The sequence below is a fragment of the Serratia sp. FGI94 genome (assembly GCF_000330865.1).
GTDB classification, from domain to species: Bacteria; Pseudomonadota; Gammaproteobacteria; order Enterobacterales; family Enterobacteriaceae; genus Serratia_B; species Serratia_B rubidaea.
The window spans coordinates 4,595,983-4,612,989 of the sequence record NC_020064.1; the positions used below are offsets into that span (position 1 = coordinate 4,595,983).

The window sequence follows — 17,007 nt, forward strand, 5'->3', positions numbered from 1 at the left end:
TCCCGCAGCCGTTCACGGGAAGCGCCAGAGCCGCTAAATGCCGGCAGTCTCTTTGATATAGCGACGCGCTTTAACCGCATATTCAAACGGGTTGGCGATGGCCGGATCCTGCTCGGCCTCCACCACCATCCATCCCCGATAACCGTAGTCGTCCAACAGTTTAAAGACCGGACGGAAATCAATCACGCCGTCTCCCGGTACGGTGAAGGTGCCCTTTTTCACCCCGTCCAGGAAGCTCAGGCGATTAGCCCGCACCTCGGCAACCACCTCGTCGCGCACGTCTTTCAGATGAACATGATTAATGCGCGGCAGATATTTCTCCAAAATAGCCAGCATCGCCTGTTGGCTGCCTTCGGAATAATAGGCATGGCCGGTATCAAACAGCAGATACACATCGTCGTTCACCATGCTCATATAGCGGTCGACCTCCTCCGCGGTCTGAATCCCCGTTCCCATATGGTGGTGGAGGCAGACCTGCATACCTTTACCGGCGGCGATTTTCGCCAGTTCGTTATACCCGTCGGCAACGCGCTGCCACTCTTCATCGGTAAAGCAGGGTTTCTCTTCCAATATCGCCTTGTCGGTGCCCTGAATGCTTTTGCTCTGCTCGGAGCAGCCAATCACTCTGGCGCCCATATCATGCAAAAAGTTCATATGGTTAACGAACTCATCGATAGTCTTCTCTTTCTGCCCATCGGCAAAAAAGGTGCTGAACCAGGCGTTGCAAATCTGAATGCCGCGAATATCCAGCATCGGTTTTAAAACCTGCGGATCGCGCGGATATTTGCTGCCGACTTCGCTACCGCTAAATCCTGCCAGCGCCATTTCGCTGACGCACTGCTGGAAGGTGTTCTCTTTACCGAGATCCGGCATATCGTCATTGGTCCAGCCAATCGGGGCGATCGCCAGCTTCACATAGTCTTTATTCATTTTGGGCCTCAGTCATTAAATCGGCGCTTTACCCTGCTCCCGCCCTGCATCACGCAACCCGTGCAGCAGCACGACAGGCCATCAAGGACGTCGCCGGCAGCGTTATTTAGCTAACAGTTCTCTTTCGATGCGTTCCCGGGTTTCAACCGCCTGGGTTTTCATCTTTTCCGGGTAACCAAACAGGGAGGTGCAAATAATCGATTCGCCACCCACCTTAAAGTTGCGGTTGGCGAACTCCATATCGCGCAGGGTCTGGAACAGCGCGTCAAAATCGATTTCGCCTTCGCCGATGCCGACATGCTGATGCACCGCGGCGTCAACGCCGGGCGGGTTGACGATATAGCGGCAGTGGCGGGTATGGTTCATGGTATCGGCGATCAACACGTGGGAAAGGTCATCCCCGGCATATTGCAGCATGTTCGCCACGTCGCCCTTGCCTTTGTCGTAATAGAACGAGTGCGGCACGCTGTATAAATACTTCACGTGGTCGCTGCGCAGCGACTTCACCATATCGACGGTTTCATTATTCAGCTCGCAGAAATCCCACGGGTGGGACTGAATTTCCATGCGGATGCCTTCGCGCTCAATAATGGGCAGCAGCTCTTCCATGGATTTGTACCACAGCTCTTCGCAGATCTCCGGCTCATTAGGGTCACCCGCCAGCTCGGTGTTAATCACCTGCACGCCCATCTCCACCGCAATCTCAATCATCCGGCGCCAATTTTTCACCGCCGCCTGACGGCGATCTTCACCCGGACCGGACCAGCGATAAACCACGATGAATGAGGATATCTCCACCCCAGTGGCCTTCAGCGCATTTTTGTACTCCGCCATGATTTCACGGCTGGCCTTCGGATGTTTATAGAATGGGTTGATCTGCGGATGGGGCGACTGTTCGATATATTTATATCCCCAGTCGGCAACCTGCTGCACCATCTGGGTGACGCCTAAATCTTTAATGACATCCACATCAAACGCGATCTTCATCGTTATTCCCCCGTAAAGCAGATATACCCGGGCCGCCAGCCTCCGGCATCCTCGCCGACATGTTCAACATCCTTGTTCACCGCGTGCCCCTGGCGGCTCCGGATATATGAAAAGTGAATCAGGCGATTATTTGCCGTAGAAAGAAGGACGCGGCGGCAGAGAAACCGGTACCACCTCGCCGCTGAGCTGCGCGGCGACGCAGGCATCGGCCGTTACCGCAGCGGCATAACCGTCCCAGGCCGACGGCCCTTGCAGCTGCCCGGCCAGCACGTCATTGATAAAGCCCTGCAGCTCAACGTCATAGGCATCAATAAAACGTTCTTTCCAATCCGTCAGGATCTCATTGGACAGCCTGGCATTGCTGCGCATCTGTACGGATGAAGGTTCCGGCAGCTTGGCGATCCCCGTCTCCCCGACGACCTCGCACTGAATGTCGTAGCCGTACTGACAGTTCACGAAGATCTCCACGTCGATACGCGTACCCTTCGCCGTTTCAAACAGCACAATCTGCGGGTCGCGCAGGTGGGCAAGCGCCTTGCTGCTCTTACGTGGGAACACCACCTGCACCGACACGTAGTCGTCATCCAGTAGCCAGCGCAGCACGTCGATCTCGTGGATCAGGGTGTCGGTAATCGCCATATCCGTGGTGTAGGCCTCACCCACCCTCGGGTTACGGTGCGCACAGTGCAGCATCAGCGGCTCGCCGATCTGCCCGCTGGTCAGCACCTGTTTCAGCGCGCGATAGCCCCGATCGTACGGGCGCATAAAGCCGACCTGCACCAGCCGTTTCCCGTGCTTCGCTTCCGCCTCGACGATGTTTTTACAGCCCTGCGCGGTCACCGCCAGCGGCTTTTCACAAAATACCGGCTTGCCGGCGGCAACCGCAGCCAGCACAAATTCCTCGTGGCTAGGCCCCCAGGAGGTCACCAGCACCGCCTGCACGTCTGAAGCATTAATCAGCGCGTGGCCGTCATCATAGACGCGCGCATCCAGACGCAGCTGCTCCACCACGCCCGTCGCGTTGTCGCGGTTGATATCGTTGACGGCGACCACGCGGGCCCCCTGCAACACCTGGCTGCAGCGACGAATATGATCGCGACCAATCGCACCGGCACCGATAACCCCAATGTTTAATGTCATTTTCGCTATCCTCTGGATTTAGAACTGGATACAAGCCGTAATCATCAGTAATCACGGGCCTTGTCGATGTTTTCCTGCAGCTGCCGGGCAACCGCAACGATCTTGTCGCTGTCCGCCACCTGGGCTCCGCCCACGCGCCACCAGCTGAGATATTTGTGCACCATGGTTTTTGGCAGCACCTTGATGTCCAACAGCGTAGAAACCGTCTGCTGGCGCGCATCGGCCAGCGCTTCAATCAGCTGCTGCTCGGTGGTGATGCTGTAGGTTTTGCAGCCGTAAGCCGCCGCCAGCATGGCGAAATTCACCGGCACCAGCCCGCCGTTAAGCTCCCCGTCCTGGCGGAAGCGGAACTCGGTGGTATAGCTGTCCATGCCGTGTTCCATCTGCAGATTGTTGATGCAGCCATTGGTCATGTTGTCGAACAGCACCACGTTGATTTTGCAGCCTTCCTGAATGGAGGTGACCAGCTCGGAGTGCAGCATCATAAATGCCCCGTCCCCCACCATGACGTACACCTCCCGCTGCGGCTCGGCCAGTTTGACGCCCAGCGCGGCGTTCACTTCATACCCCATACAGGAGTAGCCGTACTCCACGTGGTAGCCGTGTTCACCGCGGTTGCGCCATACCCGCTGCAGGTCCCCCGGCAGGCTGCCGGCCGCCGCCACGATCACGCTGTCCTGCGGCAGCTGCTGATTCAGCACCCCCAGCACGCGGCTTTGAGTCAGCGAGGAGCCCGTCTGGGCAATAAATTCGGCAAACACCCGTTCACGATCGAGGTGGTCGTCAATTTCCGGCACGAACTCGGCGCCGGTGTAGGCGACGGCATAAACCCGTTCGGTTTCCTGCTGCTGCGCCGCCTGCGCCTGCTCAACGGCATCGCCCCAATCGGCGCGGTAATCCTGCTGCGTCGCCAGCTCGTCCAATGCCTGCAGTGCCTCACGCGCATCGGCCAGCAGCTGCACGCCGTCCAGCTTGCCGGCATCAAACGCGCTGACGTTAATATTCAGGAAATCGACGTCCGGATTCTGGAACAGCCATTTGGAAGAGGTGGTGAAATCCGTATAACGGGTACCGACGCCAATCACCAGATCGGCCTGCTTCGCCAGCGTATTGGCGGCCAGGCAGCCGGTCTCGCCGATGCCGCCGACGTTATAAGGGTGGTCGGAAACCACCGCCCCTTTGCCGGCCTGGGTTTCTGCGAAGGGAATGCGGAAGCGCTCGGCGAACTGCTGCAGCGCCTTGCCCGCCTGGGAATACTTCACCCCGCCGCCGCATACCAACAGCGGCTTTTTCTTGCCGGCCAGCAGCGCCAGCGCATCGCCGAGCGCACCGGCCGTCGCCGGCCGGCGCTCCAGCCGATGCAGACGCTTCTGGAAGAAGTATTCCGGGTAGTCGTAGGCTTCGCCCTGCACATCCTGCGGCAGGCACAGCGTCACCGCGCCGGTTTCCGCCGGATCGGTCAACACGCGCATGGCGTTGATGCAGGCGCTCATCAGCTGCTCCGGACGCGTGATGCGATCCCAGTACTTGCTGACCGCGCGAAACGCGTCATTGGTGCTGATGCTCAGATCGTAGGACTGCTCGATCTGCTGCAGCACCGGGTCCGGCTGGCGCGAGGCAAAGACGTCGCCGGGCAGCAGCAGCAGAGGGATACGGTTGGCGGTCGCCGTGGCAGCGGCGGTGACCATATTGGCCGCCCCGGGGCCGACGGAAGAGGTGCAGGCGTAAATCTGCTGGCGCAGCTTCTGCTTGGCAAAGCCGGTCGCCGCGTGGGCCATCCCCTGCTCATTGCGTCCCTGCAGCACGGTTAACTGACCGCGATCCTGCTCCAGCGCCTGCCCGAGGCCCAGCACATTGCCATGGCCGAAAATCGCAAAGATGCCCTTCACGAATTTGATTTCGACGCCATCCGCCAGCAAATACTGGTTGTCGAGGAACTTGACGAGCGCCTGCGCCATGGTCAATCTGATCTTACTCATTCTCTTCCCCCTAATGATGGCCTGATGCCCGGTTTACCTCTCGCCGGCATCACCGCTGAGATTACGGAACGGTTTTCCTGCCCTGAATTCGCTGATATCTTGGACCGGGTGCGGACAGATTGCTCAAACCTTCGGCAACCTGAAACATGCAGCGATTATAAACAAATATATTTTTCATAAAATCACGCATCAGAAAAAACATTTCATTTTGCGATAAAGATCGCATTCTAATGAAAACCCTAATTTCAAAGCCGGTGCAACGCGCGCTTTCCCCACGGCGTCAACGCCTGAAGGCGGGTTATCAGCGCCGGCGCCAGACGCCGCGCGCGGCGATAAAAGACGGGCGTCAATACGAAACAAATCTGCGCATAAGCCCGCAGTACCGGCGCCGGACGGCATCGTAGGCATGTCCCACCGTCACTGCATGCCCTTCACGGCTGGTAAATTTCATTTAATATTGAAATTGGAATTTTTATTCCCCATACTCGACGCAATGATTCCTGCTAACCTCCGCTTATCGGGTCGCAGTCGGCTTTTGCTTAATACAGAAGGAAAGGGCTATGGTTTCACAACAAAAACCGCTTGATGTCATCTGTCTCGGCCGCATCGCCGTCGATTTTTACGCGCAGCAAATCGGCGCGCGTCTGGAAGATGCCAGCACGTTCGCCAAATACCTCGGCGGGTCTTCCGGCAACGTTGCCTACGGCACGGCGATTCAGGGGCTGAAGTCCGGCATGCTGGCCCGCGTCGGCGATGAACATATGGGACGTTTTCTACGCGAAGAGCTACAGCGCGTAGGGGCGGACACCCGCTGTCTGATCACCGACAAGCAGCGGCTGACCGGGCTGGTGATCCTCGGCATTAAGGATCAGGAAACCTTTCCGCTGATTTTCTACCGCGATAACTGCGCCGATATGGCGTTAACGCCTGAAGACATTGATGAATCCTATATTGCCTCGTCGCGCGCGCTGGCAATCACCGGCACCCACCTGTCCCACCCCAATACGCGCGCCGCCGTGCTGCAGGCGCTGGAATATGCGCAGCGCCACGGGCTGCGCAAAGCGCTGGATATTGACTACCGCCCGGTACTGTGGGGGCTGACGTCGCTGGGCGACGGTGAAACGCGCTTTGTCGCATCCGACACGGTCACCCGCGAGCTGCAGGAAGTGTTGCACCACTTTGACCTGATCGTCGGCACGGAAGAAGAGTTTCATATTGCCGGCGGCAGCACCGATACGCTGACCGCGCTGGCCAACGTGCGCAAAGTCAGCCAGGCGACGCTGGTATGCAAACGCGGCGCACAAGGGTGTTCAGTCTTTGAAGGGGCCATTCCGGGCGACTGGCAGGCGGTGAAACTGCACAGTGGCGTGCGGGTTGAAGTGCTTAACGTGCTCGGCGCCGGCGATGCCTTTATGTCCGGCCTGCTACGCGGCTATCTGAATGACGAGGGCTGGGATCAGGCATGTCGCTACGCCAACGCCTGCGGCGCGCTGGTGGTCTCACGCCACGGCTGCGCCCCGGCGATGCCGACCAGGCGCGAACTGGACGATTACCTGGCGCGTGAACAACAGGTGCCGCGCCCCGATCGCGATGCGCGCCTGAACCACCTGCACCGCGTCACCACGCGCAAGCAGCAGTGGCCGGAGCTGTGCGTCTTCGCCTTTGACCACCGCAAACAGCTGGCGGATATGGCGCGCGAAGCCGGCGTGGATGAAGCGCGCATTCCACAGCTGAAGTCCCTGCTGCTGACCGCCGCCAAAGAGGCGGCGGACGAGGCCGGCCTGCAGGGCAACAGCGGTATTCTGGCCGACACCACATATGGTCAGGTGGCGCTGAATGAAATCACCGGCCAGGGGTGGTGGATCGGCCGCCCGATCGAGCTGCCCAGCTCGCGGCCGCTACGCCTGGAGCATGGCAACATCGGCTCTCAGCTGGTCGACTGGCCGCTGGAGCACGTGGTGAAATGCCTGGTGTTTTATCATCCTCACGACGCCGTCGAACTGCGCAATGAGCAGGATGCGCTGATTAACGACGTTTATCAGGGATGCTGTAAAACCGGCCATGAGCTGCTGCTGGAAGTGATTTTACCCGAGGACAGCAGCGATAAAGAGGAAAGTTATTATCTGGAAATTATGTCGCATTTCTATCAGTTAGGGATAAAACCCGACTGGTGGAAACTGCCGCCGCTGAGCGCAGCGAGCTGGCGCCAGGTCGGCGAACTGATCGATACCGCCGATCCCGACTGCCGTGGCGTGGTCATTCTGGGTCTGGATGCGCCGGAAGACGCGCTGAAGGCCGGGTTTGCCGCCGCCGCCGACGAACGTTGGGTGAAAGGATTTGCGGTAGGCCGTACCATTTTCGGCCAGCCGTCGCGGCTCTGGCTGCGGGGTGAGCTAGATGATTCTTCTTTAATTTCTCAAGTTAAACAGAAATATCTTACGCTCATCGGTTTCTGGCGGTTATATCGTCCGCAACATGATGGCGTAACCCATCGTCCTTAAAACAATATCCTCCCGCCCCTTAAAGCATGTTTACGACTTTAGGGGGCTTTTTTGCCCATTTTCTGTGAACTAACGCAGCCTGCGTTGAAATAAATCGCTTTTTGATGAAATGAAACTTCCGCTCCGTCTGTTAGAATGACGAATAAATACTCCAGGCGCAGGCCTTTTAGCGCTTTAGCCAATACTGTGAGCCGAATGGATGAATAACCCAACTCAACTTTCGCTATTACAAGACGAAATCCGCCACCGTTATGAAACGCTCAGCAAACGTCTGAAGCAGGTCGCGCGTTATATTCTGGATAACAGCAACAGCATTGCGTTCGACACCGTGGCCTCCATCGCCGCACAGGCCAGCGTACCGCCATCAACCCTGATCCGCTTTGCCAACGCCTTCGGCTTCAGCGGCTTCAATGAGATGAAACAGGTCTTTCGTCAACACCTGATGGAAGAGACGGTTAACTATACCGAGCGCGCCCGGCTGTTCCGTCAGACTTCGACGGATGACAACGCCGCACCGGAGAACCCGGCCGAAATTCTCAATGTCTTCACCATGGTGAATGCACAGGCGCTGCAGCAACTGCCGGCGCAGATCGACGCCGCACAGCTGGAGAAAGCGGTAGAACTGCTGAAGAACGCAGAGAATATCTACGTGATTGGCCTGCGTCGTTCGTTCAGCGTCGCCTCCTACCTGACCTACGCCCTGCGCCATCTGGAGCGTCGCGCTTTCCTGATTGACGGCCTGGGCGGTATGTTTACCGAACAGTTGGGCATGGTGAAGCCAAAAGACGTGGTGATCGCCATTAGCTATTCGCCTTATGCCAGAGAAGCGTTGGAACTGGTGGAACTGGGCGCCAAACAGGGCGCGCAGCAAATCGCCATTACCGACAGCCAGGTAAGCCCGTTGGCGGCCTTTAGCGACGTGTGTTTCGTGGTCAGGGAAGCGCAGGTGGACGGGTTCCGTTCGCAGGTGGCTTCCATGTGCCTGGCGCAGACGCTGGCCGTTTCACTGGCGCTGAATAACGCTAAAGACGCATAGCATAAAGGGCGAACACCTGGTTCGCCCTCCTTCGCCGTCGTCACTCCGTGGCGACGCTGCTATTTCTGCGGGTAATCATCCCCGTTAATCCAGGCGTGATCTTTTTCCCAGGTAAACTTCCACAGGCGCGTCGGCCCGGCCATCACGTTAAGATAGTAGTTATCGTAGCCGGCCAGGGTGGCGACCGGATGATAGCCGCGCGGCACCTTGACCACGTCGCGGTTGTACACCGGCATACACTCATCCAACGAGCGGTCATCCGTGTACACGCGCTGCATGCAGAACCCCTGCTCCGGCTGAATACGGTGGTAGTAGGTCTCTTCCAGATAGGTTTCATCCGCAGAGTCTTCCCGATCGTGCTTATGGCTGGGGTAGGAGCTGGTATTCCCCTCGTCGGTGTAAACCTCCACCACCAACAGGCTGTCCGCCGGCTTATCATCCGGCAAAATATTGTGCACCAAGCGCTGGTTGCGGCCCTTGCCACGGCGCTCAACGCCAACGTCTGCCGGCGTAATCAGCCGCGAAGGCAGGTGACCACTTCCCGGCGCACTGCATACCGCCAGCTCCAGATCGCTTTCGGCACGCACGATAACCTGGTCATGATGCGGCACATAAACCGCATAGGGCGGCGTCCGTTCAAACGGGCTCATACGTTTGCCGATATGGGGATATTCGGCATGCTGCGTCGCGACGGAGGCAATGCCGGCCACCAATACCAGGCACAGCTCTTTATCGTCGCTGCTCAGCGTCAGCGTTTTCCCCGCTTCAAGGCGATAAACGTCAAAACCGACAAAACGCCAGTCGGCGTTTTCCGGCGTAACATGCTGAATACGCCCCTGGCTATCGGGTTGCTGGCATTTCGCAAGCAATGAAGACATGAACTCCTCCCGTTGTCGTCAAGCCATACCCACCAGTGGTGCGTATGGCCGTTGTTATCGCAACGGGGCGGCCTTACCTGTTCCGGCCACCCCCGCGCATGGTTGATCAACCTAATGTCGGCATGCTGTATTCGGATACCGTCTGCTGGCCGGAAGGCCAGCGCGCCGTTGCCGTCTTCATACGCGTATAGAAACGCACCCCGTCGGCGCCGTGTACGTTGAGCGCGCCGAATACCGAACGCTTCCAGCCGCCAAAGCTGTGGAACGCCATCGGCACCGGTACCGGCACGTTGACCCCAACCATACCGGCCTGCACCTCATGCACGAACTGGCGTGCATAGTGGCCATTGCTGGTAAAGATGGCGCTGCCGTTGCCGAACTCATGGCCGTTCACCGTGTCAATCGCTTCCTGATAGCTGGCGACGCGCACAATGCCCAGCACCGGCCCGAAGATCTCTTCACGGTAAATACGCATCTGCGGCGTCACGTGATCAAACAGCGTGCCCCCGACGTAATAACCGTCCGGATGCCCCGGCACGCTGTAGTTGCGACCGTCCGCCACCAGCATCGCGCCTTCTTCGACGCCCACATCAATATAGCCCAGGACTTTCTGCTGGTGCGCCGAAGAAACCAGCGGCCCCATTTCATTCTCTTCGCCGCCCTGCTGCAGGCCAGGCCCGACGCGCAACTGAGCAATCAGCGGTTTCAACTTGGCGATCAGCGTATCGGCAGTATCGTCGCCCACCACCACCGCAATCGGCAGCGCCATGCAACGCTCGCCGGCGGAGCCGAATGCGCCGCCCATCAGGGCGTTCACCGTGGCGTCCAGATCGGCGTCCGGCATGATAATCGCCTGATTCTTCGCGGCGCCGAAGGCCTGCACCCGTTTGCCGTGGGCGCTGGCGGTGGTGTAGATATGCTCGGCGACGGTGGAGGAGCCGACAAAGCTGACCGCCTGGATCAGCGGGTCGGTGCACAGCTGCGCGGCATTTTCATTCGCGCAGTGCACCACGTTGAAAACGCCGTCCGGCAGGCCGGCCTCTTTCAGCAGCTCCGCCATGCGCACCGACGCCGACGGCGCCAGCGCCGGCGGCTTCAGCACGAAGGTGTTACCGCAGGCCAGCGCAATCGGGAACATCCACATCGGCACCATCGCCGGGAAGTTGAACGGCGTGATGCCGGCCACCACGCCCAGCGGCTGCATCAGGGAAAAGCTGTCGACGCCGGTGCCGACGTCGGCGGAATACTCCCCTTTCATCAGGTGAGGAATGCCGCAGGCGAACTCCACCACTTCCATACCGCGCGTCAGCTCGCCCAGCGCGTCCGAATACACCTTGCCGTGCTCGCTGACGATCAGCTGCGCCAGCTCTTCCCGGTGCTGCTCCAACAGCGCCTTGAAGTTAAACATGATGCGTGCGCGGCGCAGCGGGGTGGTTTGCGACCAGCCGGCGAACGCCCGGTGCGCGACATCAATCGCCTGTTTGACCTCGGCGGCGGTGCTTTGCGTCACCTGACGCTCAACCTGCCCGGTTGCCGGGTTATGCACGTCCACGCTTTGGTTGCTGCTGCTCGGACACACCTGCCCATCAATAAAGTTACCCACGATTTTCATGTTCCACCCTCTTTTCAACATGCCGCGATGACCAGAAGAACCCTCAGATAGCGCGATGCCTTACGGCACCTGCAGGCAGGCTGAACCCTGGCCGAATGAAGTAAACCTTATTCCATTGAAAAAAAAGTTTCAAATAAAACGTTTTGGAAATTTTATTTTTGGCGTAGCCGATCGCAATTTTTAAGGTAACGTTACATCGCCATGTCCAACAAACAGGAAAACGTCCCTTCCCGTCAAATGGCGTAAAAACCCTTAACATCACCCGCTAACGCCTGCCGGCGCGGCTGGTTTTCTTGCTTCGCAGCTCGCAAGAAACGGGTATGGCACTTTTCTTTTCCAGTGATTTTTTTGAACTGCGTCTAAAAATCAATATTTCATTATTCCGTAACTATGAAATAAATGTTCTTCTCAATCGCTGAATTACCCGAATAAACACGCCTTGATGACAGGCACGGTTCACACCTTCCGCCCGCCTTCCCCTGACGACGCGCATTGCGGACGGAAACATGGATAAAAATCGGAGCAACATATGTCACATCAGCGAAAACATAATACAGGGTACGTACTGCGGATATGCGGCATCGCGGCGCTCGGCGGTATTTTGTTCGGCTACGATACCGCCGTAATCTCCGGCGCCATCGAAGCATTGAAAGCCTATTTCCACCTCACCCCGGCGGAAACCGGCTGGGCGGTGTCCAACGTGGTGCTCGGCTGCGTGCTGGGCGCATTCGGCGCCGGGCCGCTGGCCGGCCGCTACGGACGCAAAAAAGCGCTGGTACTGGCGGCGCTGCTGTTCACCATTTCCGCCGTGGGCGCCGCGCTGGCGACCTCCTTCACCTGGTTCGTCATCTACCGCATGATCGGCGGACTGGCGGTAGGCATCGCCGCCACCGTATCCCCGATGTATATGTCGGAGGTGTCTCCCAAGGACATGCGCGGCCGCGCGCTGAGCATGCAGCAGTTCGCCATCGTGTTCGGCCAGATCCTGATCTTTTACGTCAACTTTAAAATCGCCAGCTACGCCTCGGAAGCCTGGCTGACCGAGATGGGCTGGCGTTGGATGATCGGCTCGGAAGTGGTGCCCTGCATTCTGTTTTGCATTCTGGTGTTTATTATCCCTGAATCACCGCGTTGGAACGTGATGGTGGGCCAGGAGGACAAGGCGCTGGCGATGCTGACCCGCGTCTCCAACGAGGCCCACGCGCGCAACGTCCTGAAAGAAATTAAAGCGTCCCTGCAGGAAGACCTGCAACAGGCCAAGCAAAAGCTCAATTTCCACGACAGGCGCGTGCGTTTCATTCTGTTCGTCGGCTGCATGATCGCCATGCTGCAGCAGGTCACCGGCGTCAACGTGATGATGTACTACGCCCCCGTGGTGCTGAAAACCGTCACCAGCAACGCACAGGAAGCCCTGTTCCAGACCATCTGGATCGGCGTGCTGCAGCTGGTCGGCTCGGTGATCGGGGCCATGCTGATGGACCGCATCGGCCGCCTGCCGCTGATGCGCTTCGGCACTCTCGGCGCCATTATCGGCCTGTTGATCACCTCCTACGCGCTCTATAGCGAAACCACCGGCTACTTCGCCCTGTTCGGCATGCTGTTCTTTATGCTGTTTTACGCGCTCTCCTGGGGCGTCGGCTGCTGGGTGCTGATCTCCGAAATCTTCCCCAACCGGATGCGTTCGGAAGGTATGAGCATCGCCGTCGGCTGTATGTGGGTCGCCAACTTCGCCGTCTCGCAAACCTTCCCGATGATCAATGACAACCCTTACCTGTTCTCCACCTTCCACGGCGCCTTCCCGATGTGGGTGTTCGCCGCCTGCTGCGTGTTCAGCTACTGGTTTATCTGCCGCTTCGTGCCGGAGACCAAAGGCGTATCGCTGGAAAAAATGGAACAGGTGGTGATGGCCAAACGCTACCGTCAGCCTGTCGCTACGGCCAAATCCTTATCGTTACCCAATGAAAAACCCTAACCTTTATTTGTGGGAGTCAGACACCATGGCCATTGCGCTGGATCGTTTCTGTATCAATCGAAAGATAGCCCCGAACCTCGATCTGGAACGTTTTTTCCAACTGGTAAAAAAATGCGGCCTTAGCAAGGTTGAGCTGCGCAACGATATGCCCAGCGGCAAAGTAACCGACGACTTGAGCAATGAGCAGCTCAACGCGCTGGCAGCAAAGTACGGCATTGAAATCATCACCATCAATGCGCTCGGCATGTTCAACCTGCCGGACGATGAAGAGACGCTACTCGGCAATGCGCACGCGCTGCTGGCGCAGGCGCAGGCCATTCACAGCAGGGCGCTGGTGCTGTGCCCGCACTGCAGCAGGGACGATCGCCGCAGCGATGAGCAAAAGCAGCAGGACACGCTGGCCGCGCTGCGGCTGCTGGCACCGCTGTTCCGGCATTACGGCGTTGAAGGCTATGTAGAGCCGCTCGGCTTCGGCATCAGCTCTCTGCGCTCATCGCTGCTGAGCCAGGCCATTATCCGCGATGCCGGCGCTCCCTATCAGATCGTGCTAGATACCTTCCACCATTACCTGAGCGAGCCTGCTCAGCAGGAATTTGATGCGCAGATCCAGATCGATCGGATCGGTCTGGTGCACCTCTCCGGCGTCGAAGATCCGCGCGCCAAGGAGGCGCTGGGCGATGAGGAACGCATTATGCTGAGCGAACGGGATCGTCTGGAGAGTAAAAAGCAGGTGCAGAATCTGGAACGCCTGGGCTACCGGGGCATTTACGCCTTCGAGCCTTTCTCTTCACAGCTGAACAGCTGGACGGAAGCGGATATTGAACGGGAGATTCACCAAAGTATCGCGCTGCTGCAGACGCCGTAGCCGATAAAATAACGGCCTCTTTTGAGAGGCCGTATTCTTTTTTACTTCAGCGTGGTCACCACCAGCTGATGACGCTGGTTATAAAACTTACGGTACGCCAGATAACAGGCGATGATGGTCGACAGGCTGGCGGTAGACAGCAGCATAAACGTCACCATTATCTGGTATTTGATCGCCTTCACCGGATCGATGCCGGCAAAGATCAAACCGGACATCATGCCCGGCAGGCTGACCAGCCCCACCGTTTTGGCCGAATCAATCGTTGGGATCAGCGAAGCGCGAATGCTGTCGCGAATCAGCGCGGCGGACGCAAACTTCGGTGAAGCGCCCAGGCTGAGCATCTCCTGGATCTTCTGCTGTTCGCTTTTGAAACGCTGCCCCAGGTTGTTGTAACACAGCCCGACCGCCACCATAGCGTTGCCGGCGATCATGCCGGAAATCGGGATCACCTGCATCGGCGTAAATTCAATCGAGCCGGTCAGCACCAACACAATCAGCGTCAGCGCCGCGCCGGTGGTAATGGCGATAAACGACGTTACAAAAGCATGCTCAATATATTTGCTGCGCTTTTTGGCGTTGTAGGCCGCATTGAAGCAGATAAACAGCACCATCAACACCGTCAGCGCCTCGTTATTCAAGGCAAAAATATACTTCAGCACATAGCCGACAATAATCAGCTGCACCACCGCCCGGCAGATGCTCCAGATAATGTCTTTTTCCAGCGCCAGCTTTTCTTTATGGCTGATTAAAATCGCCACCAGCACCAGAATCATCGACAGCCCCAGTGATTCATTGGTGATGTTATGCTGGTTCATTGGCTGTCTCCCGTGCCTGATGCGCCTGCAGCTCGATAATATCGTCGGCATGCGCAATTTCATCCCGGTCGTGCGTCACCCACAGCACGGCCATATTCTGCTGTGCAACCAGCTGGCGGATAATTTCATTAACGTTATGCTTATTCTCTTCATCCAGCGCGCTGGTGACCTCATCCAGCAACAGGACCTGAGGCACAAACTGCAGGTTGCGGATCAGCGAAACCCGCTGTTTTTCCCCGCCGGACAGTTCGTTAATGCTTTTTTGCAGCAGGCTCTCCGGCAGCATAAAGCGCTGCAGATCCCGCTTCATTTTTTCCTCATCCGGTTTGACGTGGCGAATCTGGTAAGGCAACGCCAGGTTGTCAAATACCGAGCTGCCAAACAGCGCCGGCGTCTGGAAACAGTAGGAAACCTGCTGACGATAGTGCTCAGGCGACAGCTCGTTAATATTCTTGCCGTCAAAAATAATAGCGCCGCGGGTTGGGCTAATCAGTGAGGAAACAATTTTCAGCAGCGTACTTTTGCCACAGCCGGAGGGGCCGGTGATGAGTTTGAACTCACCGGATTTTAGCGTCAAAGAGACCGAATCCAGAATTACCGAGTCATCTATTTGATAATGGATATCATCCAATATCAGTATGTTATTACCTTCCTTCATTATGACTCCATTCATTACGTACGATGAATGGTCAGTATAGGGTGCCGGAAATCCGCCAGGCAAATTGCTATTAGCAAACAATACGAGAGTTTGCGCCAAACGCGCGCCTGCGCCAGCCGGTGTCTGTGCCGGCGCAGGCGGCATAATACGCTGGCGTTGTCAGCTTTCCGCCTCCGACGGCAGCTTGGCAATCACCTTGATTTCAAACTGAAAACCATAGAGCCAGGTCACCCCGACGGCGGTTAGCGTCGGGTGCGGCGCGCTACCCCAATACTCCGGCACCACCTCCCAGACGGTGTGGAAGATGGATTGCGGATCCACCATAAAGACGGTGACGTCGATAACGTCATCAAAGGTGCATCCGGCAGCCTGCAACACCGCATTCAGGTTGTCGAAGGCACGGCGCACCTGCGCCGTCAAATCCGGCTCCGGTGAGCCGTCCTCACGGCTGCCGACCTGGCCTGACACAAACAGCAGGCCATTGGCGCGAATCGCCGGGGAATAACGGTTACGTTCATACAGCGCCTGACGCCCTGCGGGGAATACCACATCTCGCTTCGCCATGATCGATCTCCTGTGCGGGTTGATTCACCCATAAAGTTCGGTGAACAAAGACTTTAAAGTCCGCCGCCTGGCGAATAAACTGGCAAAAAGCACCATCACTGTTTGTAAAACACAAACAATCGCGGAGGCTCCAGGCTATATGGATCGATTCGATGCAATGCAGGCCTTTGTCCGCGTGGTGGACAGCGGCAGCTTTACCAAGGCCGCGGAAAACCTGCAGATCAGCAGAACAACGGTGACCCAGCTGGTGCAACAGCTGGAAGCACGGCTGCGCGTTAAATTACTCAACCGCACCACCCGCCGGGTTCACCTTACCGCCGACGGCGCCGCCTACTACGAGCGTGTCGTGCGTTTGCTGGCCGATTTGGACGATGCGGAAACCAGCCTGTCCGGCGCCGCCGCTGCGCCACGCGGCCGGTTGCGGATCGACGTGCCCAGCCCGTTGGCACGGATGATTTTAGTGCCGGCGCTCCCCACCTTTCACGCACAATACCCGGATATTCAGATTGATATGGGCGTCAGCGATCGCATCGTAGATTTAATTGGCGAGCAGGTGGACTGCGTGGTGCGCGGCGGGGAAATCAGCGACCAGTCCCTGGTGGCGCGCCACGTGGCGGATTTACAGCTGGGCGCCTATGCCGCACCGTCCTATCTGGCGCAGGCCGGCGTACCCGTCCATCCGCGCGAACTGGAAGAGAGCCATCACCGCATCGTCGGCTTTCTCTGGGCGCGCAGCGGTAAAGCGCTGCCCTACGCTATGCGCCGCGACGATGAACGGCTGGAGGTCCACGGGCGCTATATCCTCGCCGTTGACGACGGCAACGCCTATCTGGCCGCCGGTCTGGCGGGGTTGGGCATTCTGTGGCTGCCCGATTATATGGCCGCTCCCGCCCTGGCGCGCGGCGAGCTGACGCCGCTGTTCAGCGACTGGCGTTTTGAACCCATGCCGCTCTATATCGCCTTTCGTCCCAACCGGCACGTCAGCGCCAAGCTGCGCGTATTTATTGATTGGGTAGTGGCGCTGATGGCGCAACAGGCGCCGCCGGCCCGGCGCCATCTCCCGTCATAAT

Annotated in this window: 14 protein-coding genes; 5 read left to right on the forward strand and 9 right to left on the reverse strand. The window is 57.9% G+C overall.

Features of this window, described 5'->3' with window-relative positions; all coding sequences use genetic code 11:
* Nucleotides 1-33: 33 nt before the first annotated feature.
* The 4 genes from iolE to iolD all read right to left on the reverse strand — a co-directional run bounded on the left by iolE (nucleotide 34) and on the right by iolD (nucleotide 5,036).
* Entirely contained in the window at nucleotides 34-930 is an 897-nt protein-coding gene (gene iolE, locus D781_RS21040) for a myo-inosose-2 dehydratase (protein ID WP_015962239.1), read from the reverse strand.
* A gap of 102 nt (nucleotides 931-1,032) precedes the next feature.
* Nucleotides 1,033-1,917 carry a sugar phosphate isomerase/epimerase gene (locus tag D781_RS21045; protein WP_015962240.1) on the reverse strand — a complete coding sequence of 295 codons (885 nt, stop codon included), beginning with the start codon at nucleotides 1,915-1,917 and terminating at the stop codon, nucleotides 1,033-1,035.
* Between the two features lie 126 nt (nucleotides 1,918-2,043).
* Complete coding sequence (locus tag D781_RS21050) at nucleotides 2,044-3,057, reverse strand: Gfo/Idh/MocA family oxidoreductase (protein WP_015962241.1); 1,014 nt, start codon at nucleotides 3,055-3,057, stop codon at nucleotides 2,044-2,046.
* 44 nt (nucleotides 3,058-3,101) lie between these two features.
* The gene (gene iolD, locus D781_RS21055; RefSeq protein WP_015962242.1) at nucleotides 3,102-5,036 is read right to left on the reverse strand and encodes a 3D-(3,5/4)-trihydroxycyclohexane-1,2-dione acylhydrolase (decyclizing); all 1,935 of its coding nucleotides are present in this window, start codon (nucleotides 5,034-5,036) and stop codon (nucleotides 3,102-3,104) included.
* 560 nt (nucleotides 5,037-5,596) lie between these two features.
* Between iolD and iolC the strand changes: the two genes are divergently transcribed.
* Entirely contained in the window at nucleotides 5,597-7,537 is a 1,941-nt protein-coding gene (iolC, locus tag D781_RS21060) for a 5-dehydro-2-deoxygluconokinase (protein ID WP_015962243.1), read from the forward strand.
* 199 nt (nucleotides 7,538-7,736) lie between these two features.
* Nucleotides 7,737-8,573, forward strand: a complete 837-nt coding sequence (locus tag D781_RS21065; protein ID WP_015962244.1) for a MurR/RpiR family transcriptional regulator — start codon at nucleotides 7,737-7,739, stop codon at nucleotides 8,571-8,573.
* 59 nt (nucleotides 8,574-8,632) lie between these two features.
* Here the strand turns inward: D781_RS21065 and iolB are convergent, their stop codons facing one another.
* Both iolB and D781_RS21075 read right to left on the reverse strand, forming a co-directional pair.
* A complete protein-coding gene (gene iolB, locus D781_RS21070; protein ID WP_015962245.1) occupies nucleotides 8,633-9,451 on the reverse strand; it encodes a 5-deoxy-glucuronate isomerase in 819 nt (272 codons plus the stop codon).
* 106 nt (nucleotides 9,452-9,557) lie between these two features.
* The gene (locus tag D781_RS21075) at nucleotides 9,558-11,063 is read right to left on the reverse strand and encodes a CoA-acylating methylmalonate-semialdehyde dehydrogenase (protein WP_015962246.1); all 1,506 of its coding nucleotides are present in this window, start codon (nucleotides 11,061-11,063) and stop codon (nucleotides 9,558-9,560) included.
* 529 nt (nucleotides 11,064-11,592) lie between these two features.
* On the opposite strand from D781_RS21075, the gene D781_RS21080 reads away from it, so the two are divergent.
* Both D781_RS21080 and D781_RS21085 read left to right on the forward strand, forming a co-directional pair.
* Entirely contained in the window at nucleotides 11,593-13,035 is a 1,443-nt protein-coding gene (locus D781_RS21080; RefSeq protein ID WP_015962247.1) for a sugar porter family MFS transporter, read from the forward strand.
* A 25-nt stretch (nucleotides 13,036-13,060) separates the two neighbouring features.
* Nucleotides 13,061-13,900, forward strand: a complete 840-nt coding sequence (locus D781_RS21085; RefSeq protein WP_015962248.1) for a TIM barrel protein — start codon at nucleotides 13,061-13,063, stop codon at nucleotides 13,898-13,900.
* 41 nt (nucleotides 13,901-13,941) lie between these two features.
* Here the strand turns inward: D781_RS21085 and fetB are convergent, their stop codons facing one another.
* The 3 genes from fetB to D781_RS21100 all read right to left on the reverse strand — a co-directional run bounded on the left by fetB (nucleotide 13,942) and on the right by D781_RS21100 (nucleotide 15,937).
* Complete coding sequence (gene fetB, locus D781_RS21090) at nucleotides 13,942-14,715, reverse strand: iron export ABC transporter permease subunit FetB (protein ID WP_015962249.1); 774 nt, start codon at nucleotides 14,713-14,715, stop codon at nucleotides 13,942-13,944.
* On the reverse strand, nucleotides 14,702-15,373 hold the full coding sequence (gene fetA, locus D781_RS21095) for an iron ABC transporter ATP-binding protein FetA (RefSeq protein WP_015962250.1): 672 nt from the start codon (nucleotides 15,371-15,373) through the stop codon (nucleotides 14,702-14,704). Before fetA ends, fetB begins: the two co-directional genes overlap by 14 nt.
* Nucleotides 15,374-15,532: 159 nt before the next feature.
* Nucleotides 15,533-15,937 (reverse strand): RidA family protein, encoded by a 405-nt coding sequence (locus tag D781_RS21100; RefSeq protein ID WP_015962251.1) that lies wholly within the window; start codon nucleotides 15,935-15,937, stop codon nucleotides 15,533-15,535.
* A 139-nt stretch (nucleotides 15,938-16,076) separates the two neighbouring features.
* Here D781_RS21100 and D781_RS21105 point away from each other — a divergent pair, with 139 nt between their 5' ends.
* A complete protein-coding gene (locus D781_RS21105; RefSeq protein WP_015962252.1) occupies nucleotides 16,077-17,006 on the forward strand; it encodes a LysR family transcriptional regulator in 930 nt (309 codons plus the stop codon).
* The last annotated feature ends 1 nt before the right edge of the window (nucleotide 17,007 follow it).